15 protein-coding genes are annotated in these 16,237 nt (G+C 70.7%); all 15 read right to left on the bottom strand.

Annotation, left to right across the window (positions count from 1 at the left end):
- Positions 1 to 5: 5 nt before the first annotated feature.
- Positions 6 to 2,546, bottom strand: a complete 2,541-nt coding sequence (locus ACO0M4_RS27755; protein ID WP_430373628.1) for a RelA/SpoT family protein — start codon at positions 2,544 to 2,546, stop codon at positions 6 to 8.
- 195 nt (positions 2,547 to 2,741) lie between these two features.
- Positions 2,742 to 3,290 carry an adenine phosphoribosyltransferase gene (locus ACO0M4_RS27750; protein ID WP_430373626.1) on the bottom strand — a complete coding sequence of 183 codons (549 nt, stop codon included), beginning with the start codon at positions 3,288 to 3,290 and terminating at the stop codon, positions 2,742 to 2,744.
- A complete protein-coding gene (gene secF, locus ACO0M4_RS27745; protein WP_430373625.1) occupies positions 3,287 to 4,414 on the bottom strand; it encodes a protein translocase subunit SecF in 1,128 nt (375 codons plus the stop codon). Before secF ends, ACO0M4_RS27750 begins: the two co-directional genes overlap by 4 nt.
- Position 4,415: 1 nt before the next feature.
- Positions 4,416 to 6,176, bottom strand: coding sequence for a protein translocase subunit SecD (gene secD / locus ACO0M4_RS27740; protein WP_430373624.1), 1,761 nt, complete (start codon positions 6,174 to 6,176; stop codon positions 4,416 to 4,418).
- A gap of 154 nt (positions 6,177 to 6,330) precedes the next feature.
- Positions 6,331 to 6,879 carry a preprotein translocase subunit YajC gene (gene yajC / locus ACO0M4_RS27735; RefSeq protein ID WP_430373622.1) on the bottom strand — a complete coding sequence of 183 codons (549 nt, stop codon included), beginning with the start codon at positions 6,877 to 6,879 and terminating at the stop codon, positions 6,331 to 6,333.
- 161 nt (positions 6,880 to 7,040) lie between these two features.
- Positions 7,041 to 8,129 (bottom strand): Holliday junction branch migration DNA helicase RuvB, encoded by a 1,089-nt coding sequence (ruvB, locus tag ACO0M4_RS27730; RefSeq protein ID WP_430373621.1) that lies wholly within the window; start codon positions 8,127 to 8,129, stop codon positions 7,041 to 7,043.
- Positions 8,130 to 8,208: 79 nt separating this feature from the next.
- Positions 8,209 to 8,829 (bottom strand): Holliday junction branch migration protein RuvA, encoded by a 621-nt coding sequence (gene ruvA / locus ACO0M4_RS27725; RefSeq protein WP_430373620.1) that lies wholly within the window; start codon positions 8,827 to 8,829, stop codon positions 8,209 to 8,211.
- Positions 8,826 to 9,383 carry a crossover junction endodeoxyribonuclease RuvC gene (ruvC, locus tag ACO0M4_RS27720; protein WP_430373619.1) on the bottom strand — a complete coding sequence of 186 codons (558 nt, stop codon included), beginning with the start codon at positions 9,381 to 9,383 and terminating at the stop codon, positions 8,826 to 8,828. The genes ruvA and ruvC overlap by 4 nt, the downstream gene beginning before the upstream one ends.
- A 134-nt stretch (positions 9,384 to 9,517) precedes the next feature.
- Positions 9,518 to 10,270, bottom strand: coding sequence for a YebC/PmpR family DNA-binding transcriptional regulator (locus ACO0M4_RS27715; RefSeq protein WP_390015407.1), 753 nt, complete (start codon positions 10,268 to 10,270; stop codon positions 9,518 to 9,520).
- A 97-nt stretch (positions 10,271 to 10,367) separates the two neighbouring features.
- Positions 10,368 to 10,979 (bottom strand): pyridoxal 5'-phosphate synthase glutaminase subunit PdxT, encoded by a 612-nt coding sequence (gene pdxT, locus ACO0M4_RS27710; RefSeq protein ID WP_430373617.1) that lies wholly within the window; start codon positions 10,977 to 10,979, stop codon positions 10,368 to 10,370.
- A 14-nt stretch (positions 10,980 to 10,993) separates the two neighbouring features.
- Positions 10,994 to 11,905: a pyridoxal 5'-phosphate synthase lyase subunit PdxS gene (gene pdxS / locus ACO0M4_RS27705; RefSeq protein WP_030067142.1), complete on the bottom strand. Its 912-nt coding sequence runs from the start codon at positions 11,903 to 11,905 to the stop codon at positions 10,994 to 10,996.
- 146 nt (positions 11,906 to 12,051) lie between these two features.
- Positions 12,052 to 12,597: a hypothetical protein gene (locus tag ACO0M4_RS27700; RefSeq protein WP_430373616.1), complete on the bottom strand. Its 546-nt coding sequence runs from the start codon at positions 12,595 to 12,597 to the stop codon at positions 12,052 to 12,054.
- A gap of 693 nt (positions 12,598 to 13,290) precedes the next feature.
- Positions 13,291 to 14,451: a glycosyltransferase family 4 protein gene (locus tag ACO0M4_RS27695; RefSeq protein ID WP_430373615.1), complete on the bottom strand. Its 1,161-nt coding sequence runs from the start codon at positions 14,449 to 14,451 to the stop codon at positions 13,291 to 13,293.
- The gene (locus tag ACO0M4_RS27690) at positions 14,448 to 15,386 is read right to left on the bottom strand and encodes a phosphatidylinositol mannoside acyltransferase (RefSeq protein ID WP_430373614.1); all 939 of its coding nucleotides are present in this window, start codon (positions 15,384 to 15,386) and stop codon (positions 14,448 to 14,450) included. Before ACO0M4_RS27690 ends, ACO0M4_RS27695 begins: the two co-directional genes overlap by 4 nt.
- Entirely contained in the window at positions 15,386 to 16,039 is a 654-nt protein-coding gene (pgsA, locus tag ACO0M4_RS27685) for a phosphatidylinositol phosphate synthase (RefSeq protein ID WP_430373613.1), read from the bottom strand. Before pgsA ends, ACO0M4_RS27690 begins: the two co-directional genes overlap by 1 nt.
- Positions 16,040 to 16,237: the final 198 nt, after the last annotated feature.

Below are 16,237 nucleotides of genomic sequence, written 5' to 3'. Positions count from 1 at the left end.
CCCGGTCAGGGCCGTCGTGCCGAGGTCACCCGGTAGACGTCGTAGACCCCCTCCACGCCCCGGACCGCCTTCAGGACGTGCCCCAGGTGCTTGGGGTCGCCCATCTCGAAGGTGAAGCGGGAGGTGGCGACCCGGTCGCGGGAGGTCTGCACCGCCGCGGAGAGGATGTTGACGTGCTGGTCGGACAGGACGCGGGTGACGTCCGACAGCAGCCGGGAGCGGTCCAGCGCCTCCACCTGGATGGCGACGAGGAAGACCGACGACTGGGTCGGCGCCCACTCGACCTCCAGGATCCGCTCGGGTTGCCGGGAGAGCGAGTCCACGTTCACGCAGTCGGCGCGGTGCACCGAGACGCCGCTGCCTCGGGTGACGAACCCGATGATGGGGTCGCCCGGCACCGGCGTACAACAGCGGGCCAGCTTCACCCACACGTCGTCCACGCCCTTGACGACCACGCCCGGGTCCGCGCTGGACCGGCGCTTGGAACGCGGCCGGATCGGCGTCGACTCGGCGATGTCCTCGGTGGCCTCGTCCTGTCCGCCGAGCGCCTGCACCAGCTTCTGGACGACGCCCTGCGCGGCGACGTGGCCCTCGCCGATGGCGGCGTAGAGCGAGGAGATGTCCGGGTAGCGCATCTCGTGCGCGAGGGTCACCAGGGAGTCGCCGGTCAGGATCCGCTGGATCGGCAGGTTCTGCTTGCGCATCGCCCGCGCGATGGCGTCCTTGCCCTGCTCGATGGCCTCGTCGCGGCGCTCCTTGGAGAACCACGCGCGGATCTTGTTGCGGGCCCGCGGGGACTTCACGAAGCTCAGCCAGTCGCGGGACGGGCCCGCGCCGGTCGCCTTGGAGGTGAAGACCTCCACCAAGTCGCCGTTGTCCAGCGTCGATTCGAGCGGCACCAGACGGCCGTTGACCCGCGCCCCTATCGTGCGGTGGCCGACCTCGGTGTGCACCGCGTAGGCGAAGTCGACCGGGGTGGCGCCGGCCGGCAGTGCTATCACGTCGCCCTTGGGCGTGAAGACGAAGACCTCGTTGCGGGAGAGGTCGAAGCGCAGCGACTCCAGGAACTCGCCCGGGTCCTCGGTCTCCTTCTGCCAGTCCAGCAACTGCCGCAGCCAGGCCATGTCGTTGACGGTGTCCTGGCCGACGCCCTTGCCGCTGCCCTTGGGCGCGTCGGTGCGCACCTTGGAGGCACCGGCGACCGCCTCCTGCTTGTACTTCCAGTGCGCGGCGATGCCGTATTCGGCACGCCGGTGCATGTCGAAGGTGCGGATCTGGAGTTCAACGGGCTTGCCGCTGGGGCCGATCACCGTCGTGTGCAGCGACTGGTACATGTTGAACTTGGGCATCGCGATGTAGTCCTTGAACCGGCCGGGGACCGGATTCCACCGCGCGTGGATGGTGCCCAGGGCCGCGTAGCAGTCCCGGACGGTGTCGACGAGGACACGGATGCCCACCAGGTCGTAGATCTCGGCGAAGTCGCGGCCGCGCACGATCATCTTCTGGTAGACGCTGTAGTAGTGCTTCGGCCGGCCGGTGACGGTGGCCTTGATGCGGGCGGCCCGCAGATCGGCCTGGACCTCGTCGGTCACCACCGCCAGGTACTCGTCGCGTTTGGGCGCGCGCTCGGCGACCAGCCGGACGATCTCGTCGTACATCTTGGGGTAGAGGATCGCGAAGGCGAGGTCCTCCAGCTCCCACTTGATGGTGTTCATGCCCAGCCGGTGCGCCAGCGGGGCGTAGATCTCCAGCGTCTCGCGGGCCTTCTTCTCCTGCTTCTCCCGCTTGAGGTAGCGCATGGTGCGCATGTTGTGGAGGCGGTCGGCGAGCTTGATGACCAGCACCCGCGGGTCCTTGGCCATCGCCACGACCATCTTGCGGACCGTCTCGGCCTGCGCGGCCTCGCCGAACTTGACCTTGTCCAGCTTGGTGACGCCGTCGACGAGCAGCGCGACCTGGTCGCCGAAGTCCCGGCGCAGGGTGTCGAGTCCGTACTCGGTGTCCTCGACGGTGTCGTGCAGCAGCCCCGCCATCAGCGTCGCCGGGTCCATGCCGAGCTCGGCGAGGATGGTGGTGACCGCGAGCGGGTGGGTGATGTACGGGTCGCCGCTCTTGCGCTTCTGACCGCGGTGCCAGCGCTCGGCGACCTGGTAGGCCCGCTCGACCTGGCGCAGCGTGGCGGTCTCGATCTTGGGGTCGTTGCTGCGGACGGCCCGCAGCAACGGTTCCAGGACCGGGTTGTAAGGGCTGGAGCGCTGCACACCCAGCCGGGCGAGGCGGGCCCGGACGCGGTTGGGCGAGCCCGAGCGGCCGGCCGACGCGGTCGACACCGACTTGCCCGGCAGCTGCGGCACGGGGGCCTGGCGGGACCGCCCGGCGGGGGCCTGGGGCGCGGTGGGCGCGGCGGTGCCGTCGGCCGCGTCCTGCCGCTCGGGCTTCGACGCGTCGGAGGAAACCGCGGGCTGCGGCTTCGGCTCATCCGGGCGCACGGCGGGGGTTTCCGCCGGACGCGGTCCGGGGGAGAGCGGCTGGGCCTCGTCTGGCAAGGGCACTCCTCATGCGGGTACGGACCCCAGGGCCTCGAAGCGGCCGGGGTGCCATGGTATCCAGCCCATGGCCATGGCTGCCGCGCGGCCATGGGTCTGCACATGACACAGCAGCGGGGGCACCCGGAATGTTCCGGATGCCCCCGCTGCTCAGGCAGCTGCCGGACGGTGCCGGCGGCGGCTCAGGTCGTGATCTCAGACCGTGATCAGGGCCTCCAGCGGAGCGCCCTTCAGACCCGACTCCAGCCGCTGTCGGCCGTCCAGGAAGCCCAGCTCCAGCAGCACCGCAAGGCCGGCCACCTCTGCCCCGGCCCGACGGATGAGCTGCATCGACGCGTCCGCGGTGCCGCCGGTCGCCAGCACGTCGTCGATCACCAGGACCCGGTCGCCGGGCGTCAGCGCATCGGCGTGGATCTCGATCTCGGCGGTGCCGTACTCCAGCTCGTACGCCTGGCCGAGGGTCGCGCCGGGCAGCTTGCCGGCCTTGCGGACCGGGACGAAGCCGACCCCGGCGGCCACCGCGACCGGCGCGGCGAGGATGAAGCCGCGGGCCTCCAGGCCCACCACCTTGTCCACCCGGAAGCGCTCACACAGGTCGACGAAGGCGCCGGTCAGGGCACGGAACGCGGTCGGATCGGCGAGCAGCGGGGTGATGTCCTTGAACACCACGCCCGGCTGCGGATAGTCCGGCACGTCCGAGATCCGGCTGAGGAGCAGCTCGCGCAGCTCGGCGGGGGCGCTCATCGACGCCCTCCCGACGGGCGGCCGCGACCGCGGTTGCGAGACGACGCCGACTGGGGGCGCGGGCCGACGACCGCGGCGCCCTCGCCGTCGTCCTCGGCACCGTCGTCCGCCCCGGCGTCGGTCCCCTCCTGGCGGGCCGCCTCCTTGGCGGCGGCCGAGGCACGCTTGGCGGCGACCCGCGTGGCCAGCGCCTTCATCTGCGGCTCGCCGTTCTTCAGGTCGGCGACCAGCGGCGTCGCGATGAAGATCGACGAGTAGGCACCGGCGGCCAGACCCACGAACAGGGCCAGCGAGATGTCGTTGAGCATGCCCGCGCCCAGCACACCGCCGCCGACGAACAGCAGGCCGGCGACCGGGAGCAGTGCCACGACCGTGGTGTTGATCGACCGCACCAGGGTGCCGTTGATGCTGCGGTTGGCGATCTCGCTGTAGGTGAAGCGGCTCTGCTTGGTGATGTCCTTGGAGGCTTCCTTCAGGCTGTCGAAGACGACGACCGTGTCGTACAGCGAGTAGCCGAGGATCGTCAGCAGACCGATGACCGTGCCCGGGGTGACCTCGAAGCCGACCAGGGCGTAGACGCCGACCGTGATCGTCAGGTCGTGGATCAGGGCGACCAGTGCGGCGACCGCCATCCGCCACTCGAAGGCGACGGCCAGGTAGAGCACCACGAGGATCATGAAGATCCCCAGGCCCAGCCACGCCTTGTCGGCGATCTGCTCGCCCCAACTCGGGCCGACCAGCTGGGTGTTGACGTCCTTGACCGGGACCTTGAGGTCCTTGGCGATCTCCTCCTGGACGGGCAGCGACTGCTTGGTGTCCAGACCGCTGATCTGGATGCGCAGCGCGCCGCCGCCGCCCAACTGCTGCACCGTCGCCTGGTGGCCGGGGGCGGCCGACTCGGCGTGGTGCTGGGCCTCCGCGGTGGAGACCGAGGTCTTCGGGGTGGTGAAGACCGCACCGCCGGAGAACTCGATGCCCATGTTCAGACCGCGCACCGCCAGGCCGACGATGGCCGTGATGGTGATGAGGATCGAGACGCCGTACCAGATCTTCCGCTTGCCGATGAAGTCGTAGCCGACCTCACCGCGGTAGAGCCGGGCGCCGAGGTTGCCGAGCTTGGACATCTCACGCCTCCTTCGTCTGGGTGGGGGCGGTGCGACGACGGCGCAGCGGGGGCTTGGCGCCCAGGCGCTTGGGGTCGAGGCCGGACCAGGAGTGACCCTCGGAGAAGAACTTCCGCCGGGCCAGCAGCGTCATCAGGGGCTTGGTGAAGAGGAACACCACGACCACGTCGAGGACGGTGGTCAGACCGAGCGTGAACGCGAAGCCCTGCACCTTGCCGACGGTGACGATGAACAGCACCGCGGCGGCCAGGAACGACACGAAGTCGGAGACCAGGATCGTGCGGCGGGCCCGCGGCCAGCCGCGCTCGACGGCCGGACGCAGGGTGCGGCCCTCCCGGATCTCGTCCCGGATGCGCTCGAAGTAGACGATGAACGAGTCGGCGGTGATACCGATGGCGACGATGGCGCCACAGACCGCCGGGAGGTTCAACGCGAACCCGATGGCCGGCCCGAGCAACGTCATGATCGTGTACGTCAGGACCGCCGAGACCCCCAGGCTCGCCAGCGCGACCAGCGCCAGCCCCCGGTAGTAGGCGACCAGGTAGAGGACGACAAGCGCGAGGCCGATGGCACCGGCGATCAGACCGGCGTGCAACTGCTCGCCACCGAGCGCCGCGGTGACCGTGGTCTCGTCGTCGATCTTGAAGGAGAGCGGCAGCGCGCCGTAGGACAGCATGTTGCCGAGGTCCTCGGCGGTCTGCTGGGTGAAGCCGCCGGAGATCGTGGCGTTACCGCCGTTGAGCCGCTCGGTGACGCGCGGGTCGGAGACCACCGCGCCGTCCAGCACGATCGCGAACTGGTTCTGCGGCGGCGTCTTGGCGGCGAGCGTGCCGGTGACGTCCGCGAACTTCTTGCCGCCGTCGGAGGTGAAGTCCATCTGGACGATCCAGCCCTGGCCCTGCTGGGAGTCGAAGACCGCCTTGGCGTCCTTGACGTCCTGACCCTCGACGCCGACCGGGCCGAGCACGTACTTCTGGGAGCCGTCGTTCTTACAGGCCACGACCGGGTCGCTGGGCTTGGCACCGGCGGCCTGCTCATTGGCCTGGGACAGGCTCTGCTTCGTGGAGCAGTCCAGCGCCGCGAACTGCTTCTGCAGGGCGGCCGGGACGTCCGCGCCACCGGGGGCGGGCGGCTTCGGCTGCGCCGAGGGCTTGTCCGAGGCGGAGGCCGAGGGCGGGGCGGACGGCTTCTTCAGCGCGTCCGTGACCGCGCGGCCCTTGGTGGAGGCGCTGGCGCTCGGCGTCGGCGAGGAGCTCTGCTGGGAGCCCTTGCCGCCGGTGGCCTTCTCACCGTCCTTGCCGCCGCCCTGACCGCTCTTGGAAGGGCTGGGCGAGGGCTGGGGGGTCTTGGCGCCCGCGGCGGTGGTCAGCACCGGCCGGAAGGCGAGCTGGGCGGTGGTGCCGACCTGCTGCCGGGCCTGCTTCGCGTCCGTCCCCTTGGGGATGTTCACGATGATGTGGTCGCTGCCCTGCGTCTGGACCTCGGACTCGGTCACACCGAGACCGTTGACCCGTCGCTCCATGATGCCGGCGGCAGTGTTCATGTTGGTCTCGTTGATCGCGTTGGGCTTGCCCGGCTGGTTCTGCGCCGCCAGCGTGAAGCTGGTGCCGCCCGCCAGGTCGATGCCCAGTCGGGGGGTCAGCGTGCCGGAGTAGAACATGCCTCCGATCAGCGCCACCATCGCGATCAGGACCAGGATCAGGGTGCGCCCTGGATGCCCCTGGTTCGCGGGCGCCCTGCGGCCCTTCTTCGGTGCTGCCACCTTGTCGTTTCTCCCTGTCCAACCCCTCGGCCTGGGATGTCTGCCGAGCGGCCACGAAGTGTTGTGGGGACGTGCCCCCGCCGGAGCCTAGACCGTCCGGGAACCGCGGTGCGCCCGATCGGGGACGTGCCGCGGCTCCCCACTACGGAACGGACTACTTCGCGTCGGCGTCGCCGGCCTTCTTGTCGTCCTTGGCGGCGTCGTCCTTGGCGACCGACTCGTCGGCCTTGTCGGCCTTGTCGGCCTTATCAGCCTCGGCGTCCTTGGCCTTGTCGGCGGCGGGCTCGGCGTCGTCGCCGGCCTCGGCCTTGCCCAGGTCGATCTTGCCGGCCTTCTCACCCTTTTCGGTGGCCTCGTCGGCAACGGTCAGCGACGAGACATCGTCCGGAACGACCGGGTTGTCCTCGCCGGTGATCGGGTCGGCACCGTCCAGAATGCGGTTGTACTCCTCATCCGCGAGCACCGCGCCGATGGCGTTCTTGGCGTAGATGGCGTGCACGCCGGGAGCGACCTCGAGGAGGACGGTTTCCTCGTGGATTTCCTTGACGGTGGCGTACATGCCACCGATCGTGCGGACACCGGTGCCGGGCTGCATCTCGTTGCGCATCTGCTGCGCCGCCTGCTGCTTCTTCTTGGCGGACCGCGTCATCAGGAACATGGCCCCGATGAGAACGATGAAGGGGAGGAGAGTCATGATACTCACGGGACGGAAATCCTTCGCACGACCGCATCTCCGCGGTCTCATATACAGAGGTGGAAATACCGTCCATACGGACGGCATCGGCGGAGTCTAAGCGAGTCCGCACCAGTGGAACAACGCCCAGCATCGCACCGCAGTTCCTGACCGGGCGAGTCTCCGCGCCGTCATGCCGTGAACAGTCCCGCCTGTCCGCTTCCGCCCGCTTGCTGCGGCGGCACCAGCCCGAGGTGGGCCCACGCCGCGGGGGTCGCGATCCGGCCGCGCGGCGTACGGGCCAGCAGACCCTCGCGCACCAGGAAGGGCTCGGCGACCTCCTCGACCGTCTCCCGCTCCTCCCCCACCGCGACCGCGAGGGTGGACAGTCCCACCGGGCCGCCGCCGAACAGCTTGAGCAGGGCGGTGAGCACCGCCCGGTCGAGCCGGTCCAGCCCGCGACTGTCGACCTCGTAGACCCCCAGGGCCTGCGCGGCGACCTCGCGGGTGATCACGCCGTCGGCCTTGACCTGGGCGTAGTCGCGGACCCGCCGCAGCAGGCGGTTGGCGATCCGGGGCGTGCCACGGGAGCGGCCGGCGATCTCTGCGGCGCCGTCCGGCTCTATTTCCACGTCGAGCAGGCCGGCGGAGCGGTGGATGACGCGCTGTAGCTCGACGGGTGCGTAGAACTCCATGTGGCCGGTGAAGCCGAACCGGTCGCGCAGCGGCGGCGGCAGCAGGCCGGCCCGGGTGGTGGCCCCGACCAGTGTGAACGGCGGGAGCTCCAGCGGGATCGCGGTCGCGCCCGGCCCCTTGCCGACGATCACGTCGACCCGGAAGTCCTCCATCGCCATGTAGAGCATCTCCTCGGCGGGCCGGGACATCCGGTGGATCTCGTCGAGGAAGAGGACCTCGCCCTCCTGGAGGGAGGAGAGGATCGCCGCCAGATCGCCGGCGTGCTGGATGGCGGGACCGGAGGTGATCCGGATCGGGGCACCCATCTCGGCCGCGATGATCATGGAGAGGGTGGTCTTGCCCAGCCCTGGCGCGCCGGAGAGGAGGACGTGGTCGGCGGTGGCACCTCGGGCGCGGGCCGCCTTCAGCACCAGGTCGAGCTGTTCGCGGACCCGCTCCTGGCCGACGAACTCGGCCAGGTCCTTGGGCCGCAGTGCGGCCTCGACGGCGTTCTCCTCGCCGTCGGCGTCGGCCGCCACCAGCCGGTCGGCCGGGCCGTCGACGCCCTCCTCGGCGGTGGACGGTGCGGTGTCGTCCCAGTTCACTGCGGATTGCCTCGCGGAGTCGGGGCGGCCGGGCCGCCTACGTGGTCGTACGGTCGGGGGCGCCCGGGCGCAGCGCCGGTCATCGGGCCCGGTTGAGGGTCTGCAGCGCCGCCTTCAGCAGCTGCGGCACCTGCGGCGTACCGCCCGCGGCGGCGGCCGCCTCGGCCTGCGGGGCCACCGCGGCGACCGCCTCGTCGGCCTCCCGGGCGGCGTAGCCCAGACCGACCAGCGCGGCCTGCAGCTGATCGCGCCAGCCGGCCGGCGCCGCGGCCCCGGCCACCGGCCGGGCGGTGCCGACCGGCGCGCCGAGCCGGTCCTTGAACTCCAGCAACAGCTTCTGCGCGCCCTTCTTGCCGATGCCCGGCACGGCCGTCAGCGCCTTCTCGTCGCCCGTGGACACCGCGAGCCGCAGGGCGTCCGGAGAGTGCACCGCGAGCATCGCCTGGGCGAGCCGCGGGCCGACGCCACTGGCGGTCTGGAGCAGCTCGAAGGTCTGCCGTTCGTCGTCGTCGGCGAAGCCGTAGAGGGTGAGCGAGTCCTCGCGGACGACGAGGGAGGTGGCGAGCTTGGCCTGTGCGCCGACCCGCAGCCCGGACAGGGTGTTCGGCGTGCACTGGACGGCCATGCCGATGCCGCCGACCTCGATGACGGCGGTGTCCGGCGCGAGGGCCGCGACCGGGCCGGAGACAAAGGCGATCATCGGGTGCCCTTCAGCGTGCGTACGGGAGCGGGGGTGCGGCGGGCCGCGGCCTGGGCCTGGGCCTGCTGGAGGCGGTTGACCGCGGGGGCGCGCCAGATGTGGCAGATGGCCAGGGCGAGGGCGTCGGCGGCGTCGGCCGGCTTGGGCGGTGCGTCCAGCCGCAGCAGGCGGGTGACCATCGCGCCGACCTGCGCCTTGTCGGCCCGGCCGGAGCCGGTGACCGCGGCCTTGACCTCGCTGGGGGTGTGCAGCGCGACCGGCAGCCCGCGGCGGGCGGCGCACAGCATGGCGACCGCGCTGGCCTGGGCGGTGCCCATGACCGTACGGACGTTGTGCTGGCTGAAGACCCGCTCCACGGCGACACATTCGGGGCGGTGGGTGTCGAGCCACTCCTCTATGCCGCGCTCGATCAGCACCAGGCGGTGCGCGATGTCCGCGTCCGCCGGGGTCCGGACGACGCCGACGTCGACCATGGCCAGTGGCCGCCCGGCGACCCCGTCCACCACGCCGACCCCGCACCGCGTCAACCCCGGGTCCACCCCCAGCACCTTCATCGGGCCCCGCCCCTCGCCGTCGTTCGGTCGTCTGTTCCTGTGTTCCTGCAGGTTAGTAGCTGCCACTGACAAACCGACGGGCCGGCGGGGTGTGTCCCCGCCGGCCCGTCGTACGACCGGTAAGTCCGCGACCGTCAGGCGTCGACCTTGGCCATGACCTCGTCGGACACGTCGAAGTTGGCGAAGACGTTCTGCACGTCGTCGCTGTCCTCCAGCGCGTCGATCAGCTTGAAGATCTTGCGCGCGGCCTCTTCCTCCAGCTCGACCTGCATGGTCGGGATGAAGTTGGCCTCGGCCGAGTCGTAGTCGATCCCGGCCTCCTGGAGCGCGGTACGCACCGCGACCAGGTCGGTGGCCTCGCTGAGCACCTCGAAGGACTCACCGAGGTCGTTGACCTCCTCGGCACCGGCGTCCAGGACCGCGCCGAGCACGTCGTCCTCGCTCAGCTCGCCCTTGGGGACGATCACCACGCCCTTGCGGTTGAAGAGGTACGACACCGAGCCCGGGTCGGCCATCGAGCCGCCGTTGCGGGTCATCGCGACCCGGACGTCGGACGCGGCACGGTTGCGGTTGTCGGTGAGGCACTCGATGAGGACCGCGACGCCGTTGGGGCCGTAGCCCTCGTACATGATCGTCTCGTAGTCGGCGCCACCGGCCTCGAGACCGCCACCGCGCTTGATCGCGGAGTCGATGTTCTTGTTCGGAACCGACTGCTTCTTCGCCTTCTGCACGGCGTCGTACAGCGTCGGGTTACCTTCCAGGTCGACGCCGCCCATGCGCGCCGCGACCTCGACGTTCTTGATCAGCTTCGCGAAGAGCTTGCCGCGCTTTGCATCGATCACGGCCTTCTTGTGCTTCGTCGTAGCCCATTTAGAGTGGCCGGACATCCGCCTGTCTCCTTCGCGTAACCAATTTCAGAAACGATCGCCCCAGATCCTACCGGGAGGGCCGCCGGTCTCCCGAACTCCACCCCTCACGGCGCACTTACGCGCGCTCCCCTTGAGGGGCCACCGCACGCACCATGTCCACGAAGAACCCGTGGATCCGGTGGTCGCCGGTCAACTCCGGGTGGAACGACGTGGCGAGGACGTTACCCTGCCGCACCGCCACCGTATGTCCACCGTACGTCGCGAGGACCTCGGCCGAGGCGCCGACCGACTCGACCCAGGGCGCCCGGATGAAGACGCCCTCCACCGGGCCGCCGTCGATCCCGGCGACCTCGACGGCCGCCTCGAACGACTCGTTCTGCCGCCCGAAGGCGTTACGACGCACGATCATGTCGATGCCGCCGAGCGTCTCCTGGTCCTCCCGGGCGTCCAGCAGCTTGTCGGCGACCATGATCATGCCGGCACAGGTGCCGTAGACCGGCCGGCCCGCCCGCACGAACGCGCGCAGCGGCTCCAACATGCCGAACGAGACCGCCAGTTTGGACATGGTGGTGGACTCGCCGCCGGGTATGACCAGGCCGTCGATCCCGGCGAGTTCCTCAGGACGGCGGACCGGAAGCCCCTGGGCGCCGGCGTCCGCGAGCGCCTTGAGGTGCTCGCGGACGTCGCCCTGGAGCGCCAGCACACCGATGGTGGGAGTGGTGCTCATCAGTTTCTGCGTCCTTACCAGCCGCGGTTGGCGTAGCGCTCGGCCTCGGGGAGGGTGTCGCAGTTGATGCCGACCATGGCCTCGCCCAGGTTGCGGGAGACGTCCGCGATGACCTTCGGGTCGTCGTAGAAGGTGGTGGCCTTCACGATCGCGGCGGCGCGCTTGGCCGGGTCGCCGGACTTGAAGATCCCGGAGCCGACGAAGACGCCCTCGGCGCCGAGCTGGCGCATCAGCGCGGCGTCGGCGGGGGTGGCGACACCACCGGCGGAGAACAGGACGACGGGCAGCTTGCCGAGCTCGGCGACCTCCTTGACCAGCTCGAACGGGGCGCGCAGCTCCTTGGCGGCGGCGTACAGCTCGTTGTTGTCGCAGCCGCGCAGCTTGGCGATCTCGCCCTTGATCTGGCGCAGGTGGCGGACCGCCTCGACGACGTTGCCGGTGCCGGCCTCGCCCTTGGAGCGGATCATGGCCGCGCCCTCGGCGATACGGCGCAGGGCCTCGCCCAGGTTGGTCGCACCGCAGACGAAGGGGGTGGTGAAGGCCCACTTGTCGGAGTGGTTGACCTCGTCGGCGGGCGTGAGGACCTCGGACTCGTCGATGTAGTCCACGCCGAGCGACTGGAGGACCTGGGCCTCGACGAAGTGGCCGATACGGGACTTGGCCATGACCGGAATCGAGACGGCGTCGATGATGCCGTCGATCATGTCGGGGTCGGACATACGGGCCACGCCGCCGTCCTTGCGGATGTCGGCCGGCACCCGCTCCAGGGCCATGACGGCGACGGCACCGGCGTCCTCGGCGATCTTCGCCTCTTCCGGCGTGACGACGTCCATGATCACGCCGCCCTTGAGCTGCTCGGCCATACCGCGCTTGACGCGCGCGGTTCCGGTCTCGGGGTTCTGGGGCGTGGTGGGCGTGCTGGACACGTTGACCTCACTCAGTGCGGGTGGTTGTGCTTCGGCGCCTACACAACCGTGGGTCAGTGACCTGGGAAAAGGGCCAATTAGAGGTCAGTGGCTTGCGGCATCTGCCGTCTCAGCATCCGGAAGGTCCACTTCCGCTTCGTGGCCGGTCAGTTCCCTACCGAGCGGTCGTCCAAAACGGCCGGCGGCTCGTCGTCCATCTCAAAGGCCATCGGGAACGGCGCATGGCCGGCCAACCGCAGATAACGGACCACCCGATGCCGGCGGACCGCCCGCGCGGCCCGCACGGCGTCGTTGTGGAACCGGCGCGCCATCGGCACCCGACGCGCCGCCGCGGTCAACTCCGCGACCGTCCGCTCGCCGCCCGGAGCCTCCCGCACCGCCTCCAGCTGCGCCTCGTCCTCGAAGACGGCCCGCAACGCCTGGCTGAGCTCGCTCTCCGCGACCTCGCGGTGGTCCTCCGCCGCCTGCCGGGCCTCGTGCGCCGCCTGATAGAGCACGATCGACGCGGCCGGATCCAACACACCCGACGTCCCCACCTCCTGCGCGACCGAGGCCCGCCGGAGCAACTGGGCGTCCAACGCCGCTCGAGCCGCATCGATGCGCGCGTGCAGCCGGTCGAGCCGTCCGGCCGTCCAGCTCAGGTAGACGCCAACGAGGACGATTGCGGCGGCAATCCAAATAAACGTGGTCACGCGGGGTCACGTTACCCGTCCGCTGCGCTTGGCTGGCTTCCCACGTTTTTGGCTGCCTCGCCGTTGCGCCTGACGGCGCGGGGTCCTCGTACGTTGCCGGGTGCGGCGCCGTTGCGCCTGGCGGCGCGGGGTCCTCGTACGTTGCCGAGTGCGGCGCCGTTGCGCCTGCGGCGGGCCGGTCCGCTGCGCGGGGCTGTTGGGTGCGGTGCCGGGGGTGTGGGGTTGGGGTGTGCCGGACTGCTTCGCTTTACGTCCGGCACACCCCAACCCCACACCCCCGCCCCCTCCCGTGAGTGGGTGGGAAGGAGGGAAGGTGGGGTGCGCGTAGGTGGGACAGTGCCGGCCCGTAGGTATCAGAAGCGGGCTCGAAGAGGCACGGGCTCACGGAGCGCGAGCTCATGAAGGCGCAAGCTCACGGGGGCCCGAGCTTACGGGGATGGAAAGAAACCCGCACCGGACCACTCACCCTGACCCCCACCCACCATTCCTCCCCACCACCACCGGGAGGTGGGGGGTCGGAGGGGTCGGTGTTCAGGACGTAAAGCGCAGCAGTCCTGAACACCGACCCCTCCGCCCCGCCACCGCACCCAACAGCCCCGCGCAGCGGACCGGCCCGCCGCAGGCGAAACAACAAGAACCCCCACGGCGGGAAAGCCAAAAACGTGGGAAGCCCAGCCAAGCGCAGCGAACCGGTTAATCCTTGGCAAGCCAGCGGCGCCCCCGTAGGCCCACCCGTTCGTCGGTTGCCACGGCGGACGCGCCGGCGGCCACCGTCTCGTAGACGGCGAGGATGTCCGCCCCGACGGTGGTCCAGTCGAAGCGGCGGACGTGCTTGCTGCCGCGTTCGCTGAGCTCGACGAGTCGCTCGGGGGCGTTCAGCAGCCGTACCGCCGCAGCGGCGAGCGCCTCGGCGTCTTCGTTGGCGAAGAGTTCGCCGGCCTCGCCCTGGTCCAGAACCTGGGCGAACGCGTCGAGGTCGCTGGCCAGTACGGGCGCCGCGGCGGACATCGCCTCCACGAGGATGATGCCGAAGGACTCGCCGCCCGTATTGGGCGCGACGTAGACGTCCACGCTGCGCAGCAGTCGCGCCTTGTCCTCGTCGGAGACCATGCCGAGGAACTCGACCCGGGAGCGCAGCTCGGCGGGCAGGCTGGCGACCGCTTCTTCCTGGTCGCCGCGGCCGGCGACCAGGAGCCTGGCGTCGGGGACTGCGGCGAGGATCGCGGGCAGCGCCTTCATCAGGACCGGCAGGCCCTTGCGGGGCTCGTCGATCCGGCCGATGAAGCCGATGGTGCGGCCCTGCCATTCGGGCCGCGGCTCGGCCCGGGCGAAGAAGTCGACGTCCACGCCATTGGGGATGACCACGGCGTCGCCGCCGAGGTGCTCGACCAGGGTCCGGCGGGCGAACTCGCTGACCGCGATCCGGGCGCTGATCTTCTCCAGGGCGGGCTGGAGGATCGGATACGCGGCGATCATGGCGCGGGAGCGCGGGTTGGAGGTGTGGAAGGTCGCCACGATCGGGCCCTGCGCCGCCCAGCAGGCGAGCAGGCCCAGGGACGGCGAGGCGGGCTCGTGGATGTGGATGACGTCGAAGGCGCCGTTCTGCAGCCAGCGGCGGACCCGTGCGGCGGAGAGGAAGCCGAAGTTGAGGCGGGCGACCGAGCCGTTGTACGGCACGGGGACGGCGCGGCCGGCCGGGACGACGTAGGGGGGCAGCGGGGTCTCGTCGTCGGCGGGGGCCAGTACGGAGACCTCGTGGCCGAGGCGGATCAGGTGCTCGGCCAGGTCGCGGATGTGGAACTGCACGCCGCCGGGGACGTCCCAGGAGTACGGGCAGACGATGCCGATCTTCACGCGGGCTCCGTTCCGGGGGCGTCGTCGCGCGGTGTCAGGTCGGCGAGCCACAGGCGCTGGAGCATGTGCCAGTCCTCGGGGTGGTCGGCGATGCCGGAGGCGAAGGTGTCGGCGAGCGCCTGGGTCATGTGGGCCGCCTTCTCGGTGCGGGTGCCGTTCTCGGGCACTTCGATCTCCGGGTGGACCCGACCGCGCATGATGGGGGTGTCGTCGTACCAGAGGGTGACCGGCAGCAGCATCGCGCCGGTCTGGACGGCGAGCATCGCGGGCCCGGCCGGCATCTTCGTTTCCTCGCCGAAGAACTTCACCGGTATCCCGGAGCTGGACAGGTCGCGGTCGGCGACCAGGCAGACCAGGCCGCCGGCCCGCAGCCGCCGGGCCAGCGTGCCGAACGCGGCGCCGCCGGTGTGCGGCAGCACCTCCATGCCCAGGCCCTCGCGGTAGGCGACGAACCGGTCGTAGAGGGACTCCGGCTTGAGGCGCTCGGCGACGGTGGTGAACGGGACACCGAGCTTGGTGGTGACCCAGACGCCGGCCAGGTCGTAGTTGCCCATGTGGGGCAGCGCCAGGATCACCCCGCGGTCGCTCTTGAGGCCGTCCTCCAGGTGGTGCACGTCCTCGGGGGTGAAACCGGCCTTTATCCGCTCCGTGCTCCACGCCGGTAGCCGGAAGGACTCCATCCAGTACCGCATGTACGAGCGCATCCCGGCCCGGGAGAGGGCGGCGAGCCGCTGCGGGGAGGCGTCCGGGACGACCCGGGCGAGGTTGGACTCCAGGCGCTGGACGCCCTTGCCGCGGCGCCGCCAGGCGAGGTCCGCGAGCTGCCGCCCGAGCTGCACCGCGACCCCTTCGGGGAGCCGCTTGACGGCGCTCCAGCCCAGGCCGTACAGCCCGTCCGTCAGCTTTTCCGTGTCGATCAGCGTCCGACTTCCCATCAGCCGTTCCCCCCTTGAGCAATGGCGTCAGCCTCGGCCGACTCCCGGCGTACCGTCACCACGCGCTGGCCGAGGGTGACGGCGCTGCCGATGGCGACCACCCACAGGGCGATCGGCAGCAGGACCTCGACGCCCGGCACGCCGAACTTGTGCAACCCGGACAGGCCGCAGGCGACCAGCGAGATGACCAGCCGCTCGGCCCGCTCCACCAGGCCGTTCACGTCCACCGGCAGCCCGATGGCCTCACCGCGCGCCTTGGTGTACGAGACGACCTGGCCGCTGGCGAGGCAGAAGATGGCGACCGCGCAGAGCGCCAGGCTGTCGCCGCGTCCCGCGTACCAGAGGGCCAGCCCGCCGAAGATCGCCGAGTCCGCGACCCGGTCGAGGGTGGAGTCCAGGAAGGCGCCCCACCGGCTGGAGCGGCCCAACTGGCGCGCCATGTTGCCGTCGACCAGATCGGAGAAGACGAACAGCGTGATCACGACCGTGCCCCAGAAGAACTCACCCTGGGGATAGAAGATCAGGGCGCCGGCCACCACACCGCTGGTCCCGACGAGGGTGACCGCGTCCGGGCTGACCCCCAGACGGATGAGCAGGGCGGCGAACGGTGTGAGAACACGCGTGAAGAACGCACGCGCGTACTTGTTCAGCATGACCTTCCCGGAAGTCGATACGGGCCGCGCGGTCAAGGGGCCACCGGCTGGCCCATCGTAGCCACGCGGCCATGGGGCACCGCGAACGCATCGCGGCGCGGGGCGCATCCCACGGCTCGGGCCGGCCGCCGCGCGCCCGCCCACACGCCCGCGGGCTCCGCCGGGCGGCCGGGCGGTGCCTTGCCAGCAGCGGGCTCG

The organism is Streptomyces sp. RGM 3693 (assembly GCF_050471125.1).
Classification (GTDB): Bacteria; Actinomycetota; Actinomycetes; order Streptomycetales; family Streptomycetaceae; genus Streptomyces.
This window is presented reverse-complemented; position numbering and strand designations above follow the sequence as displayed.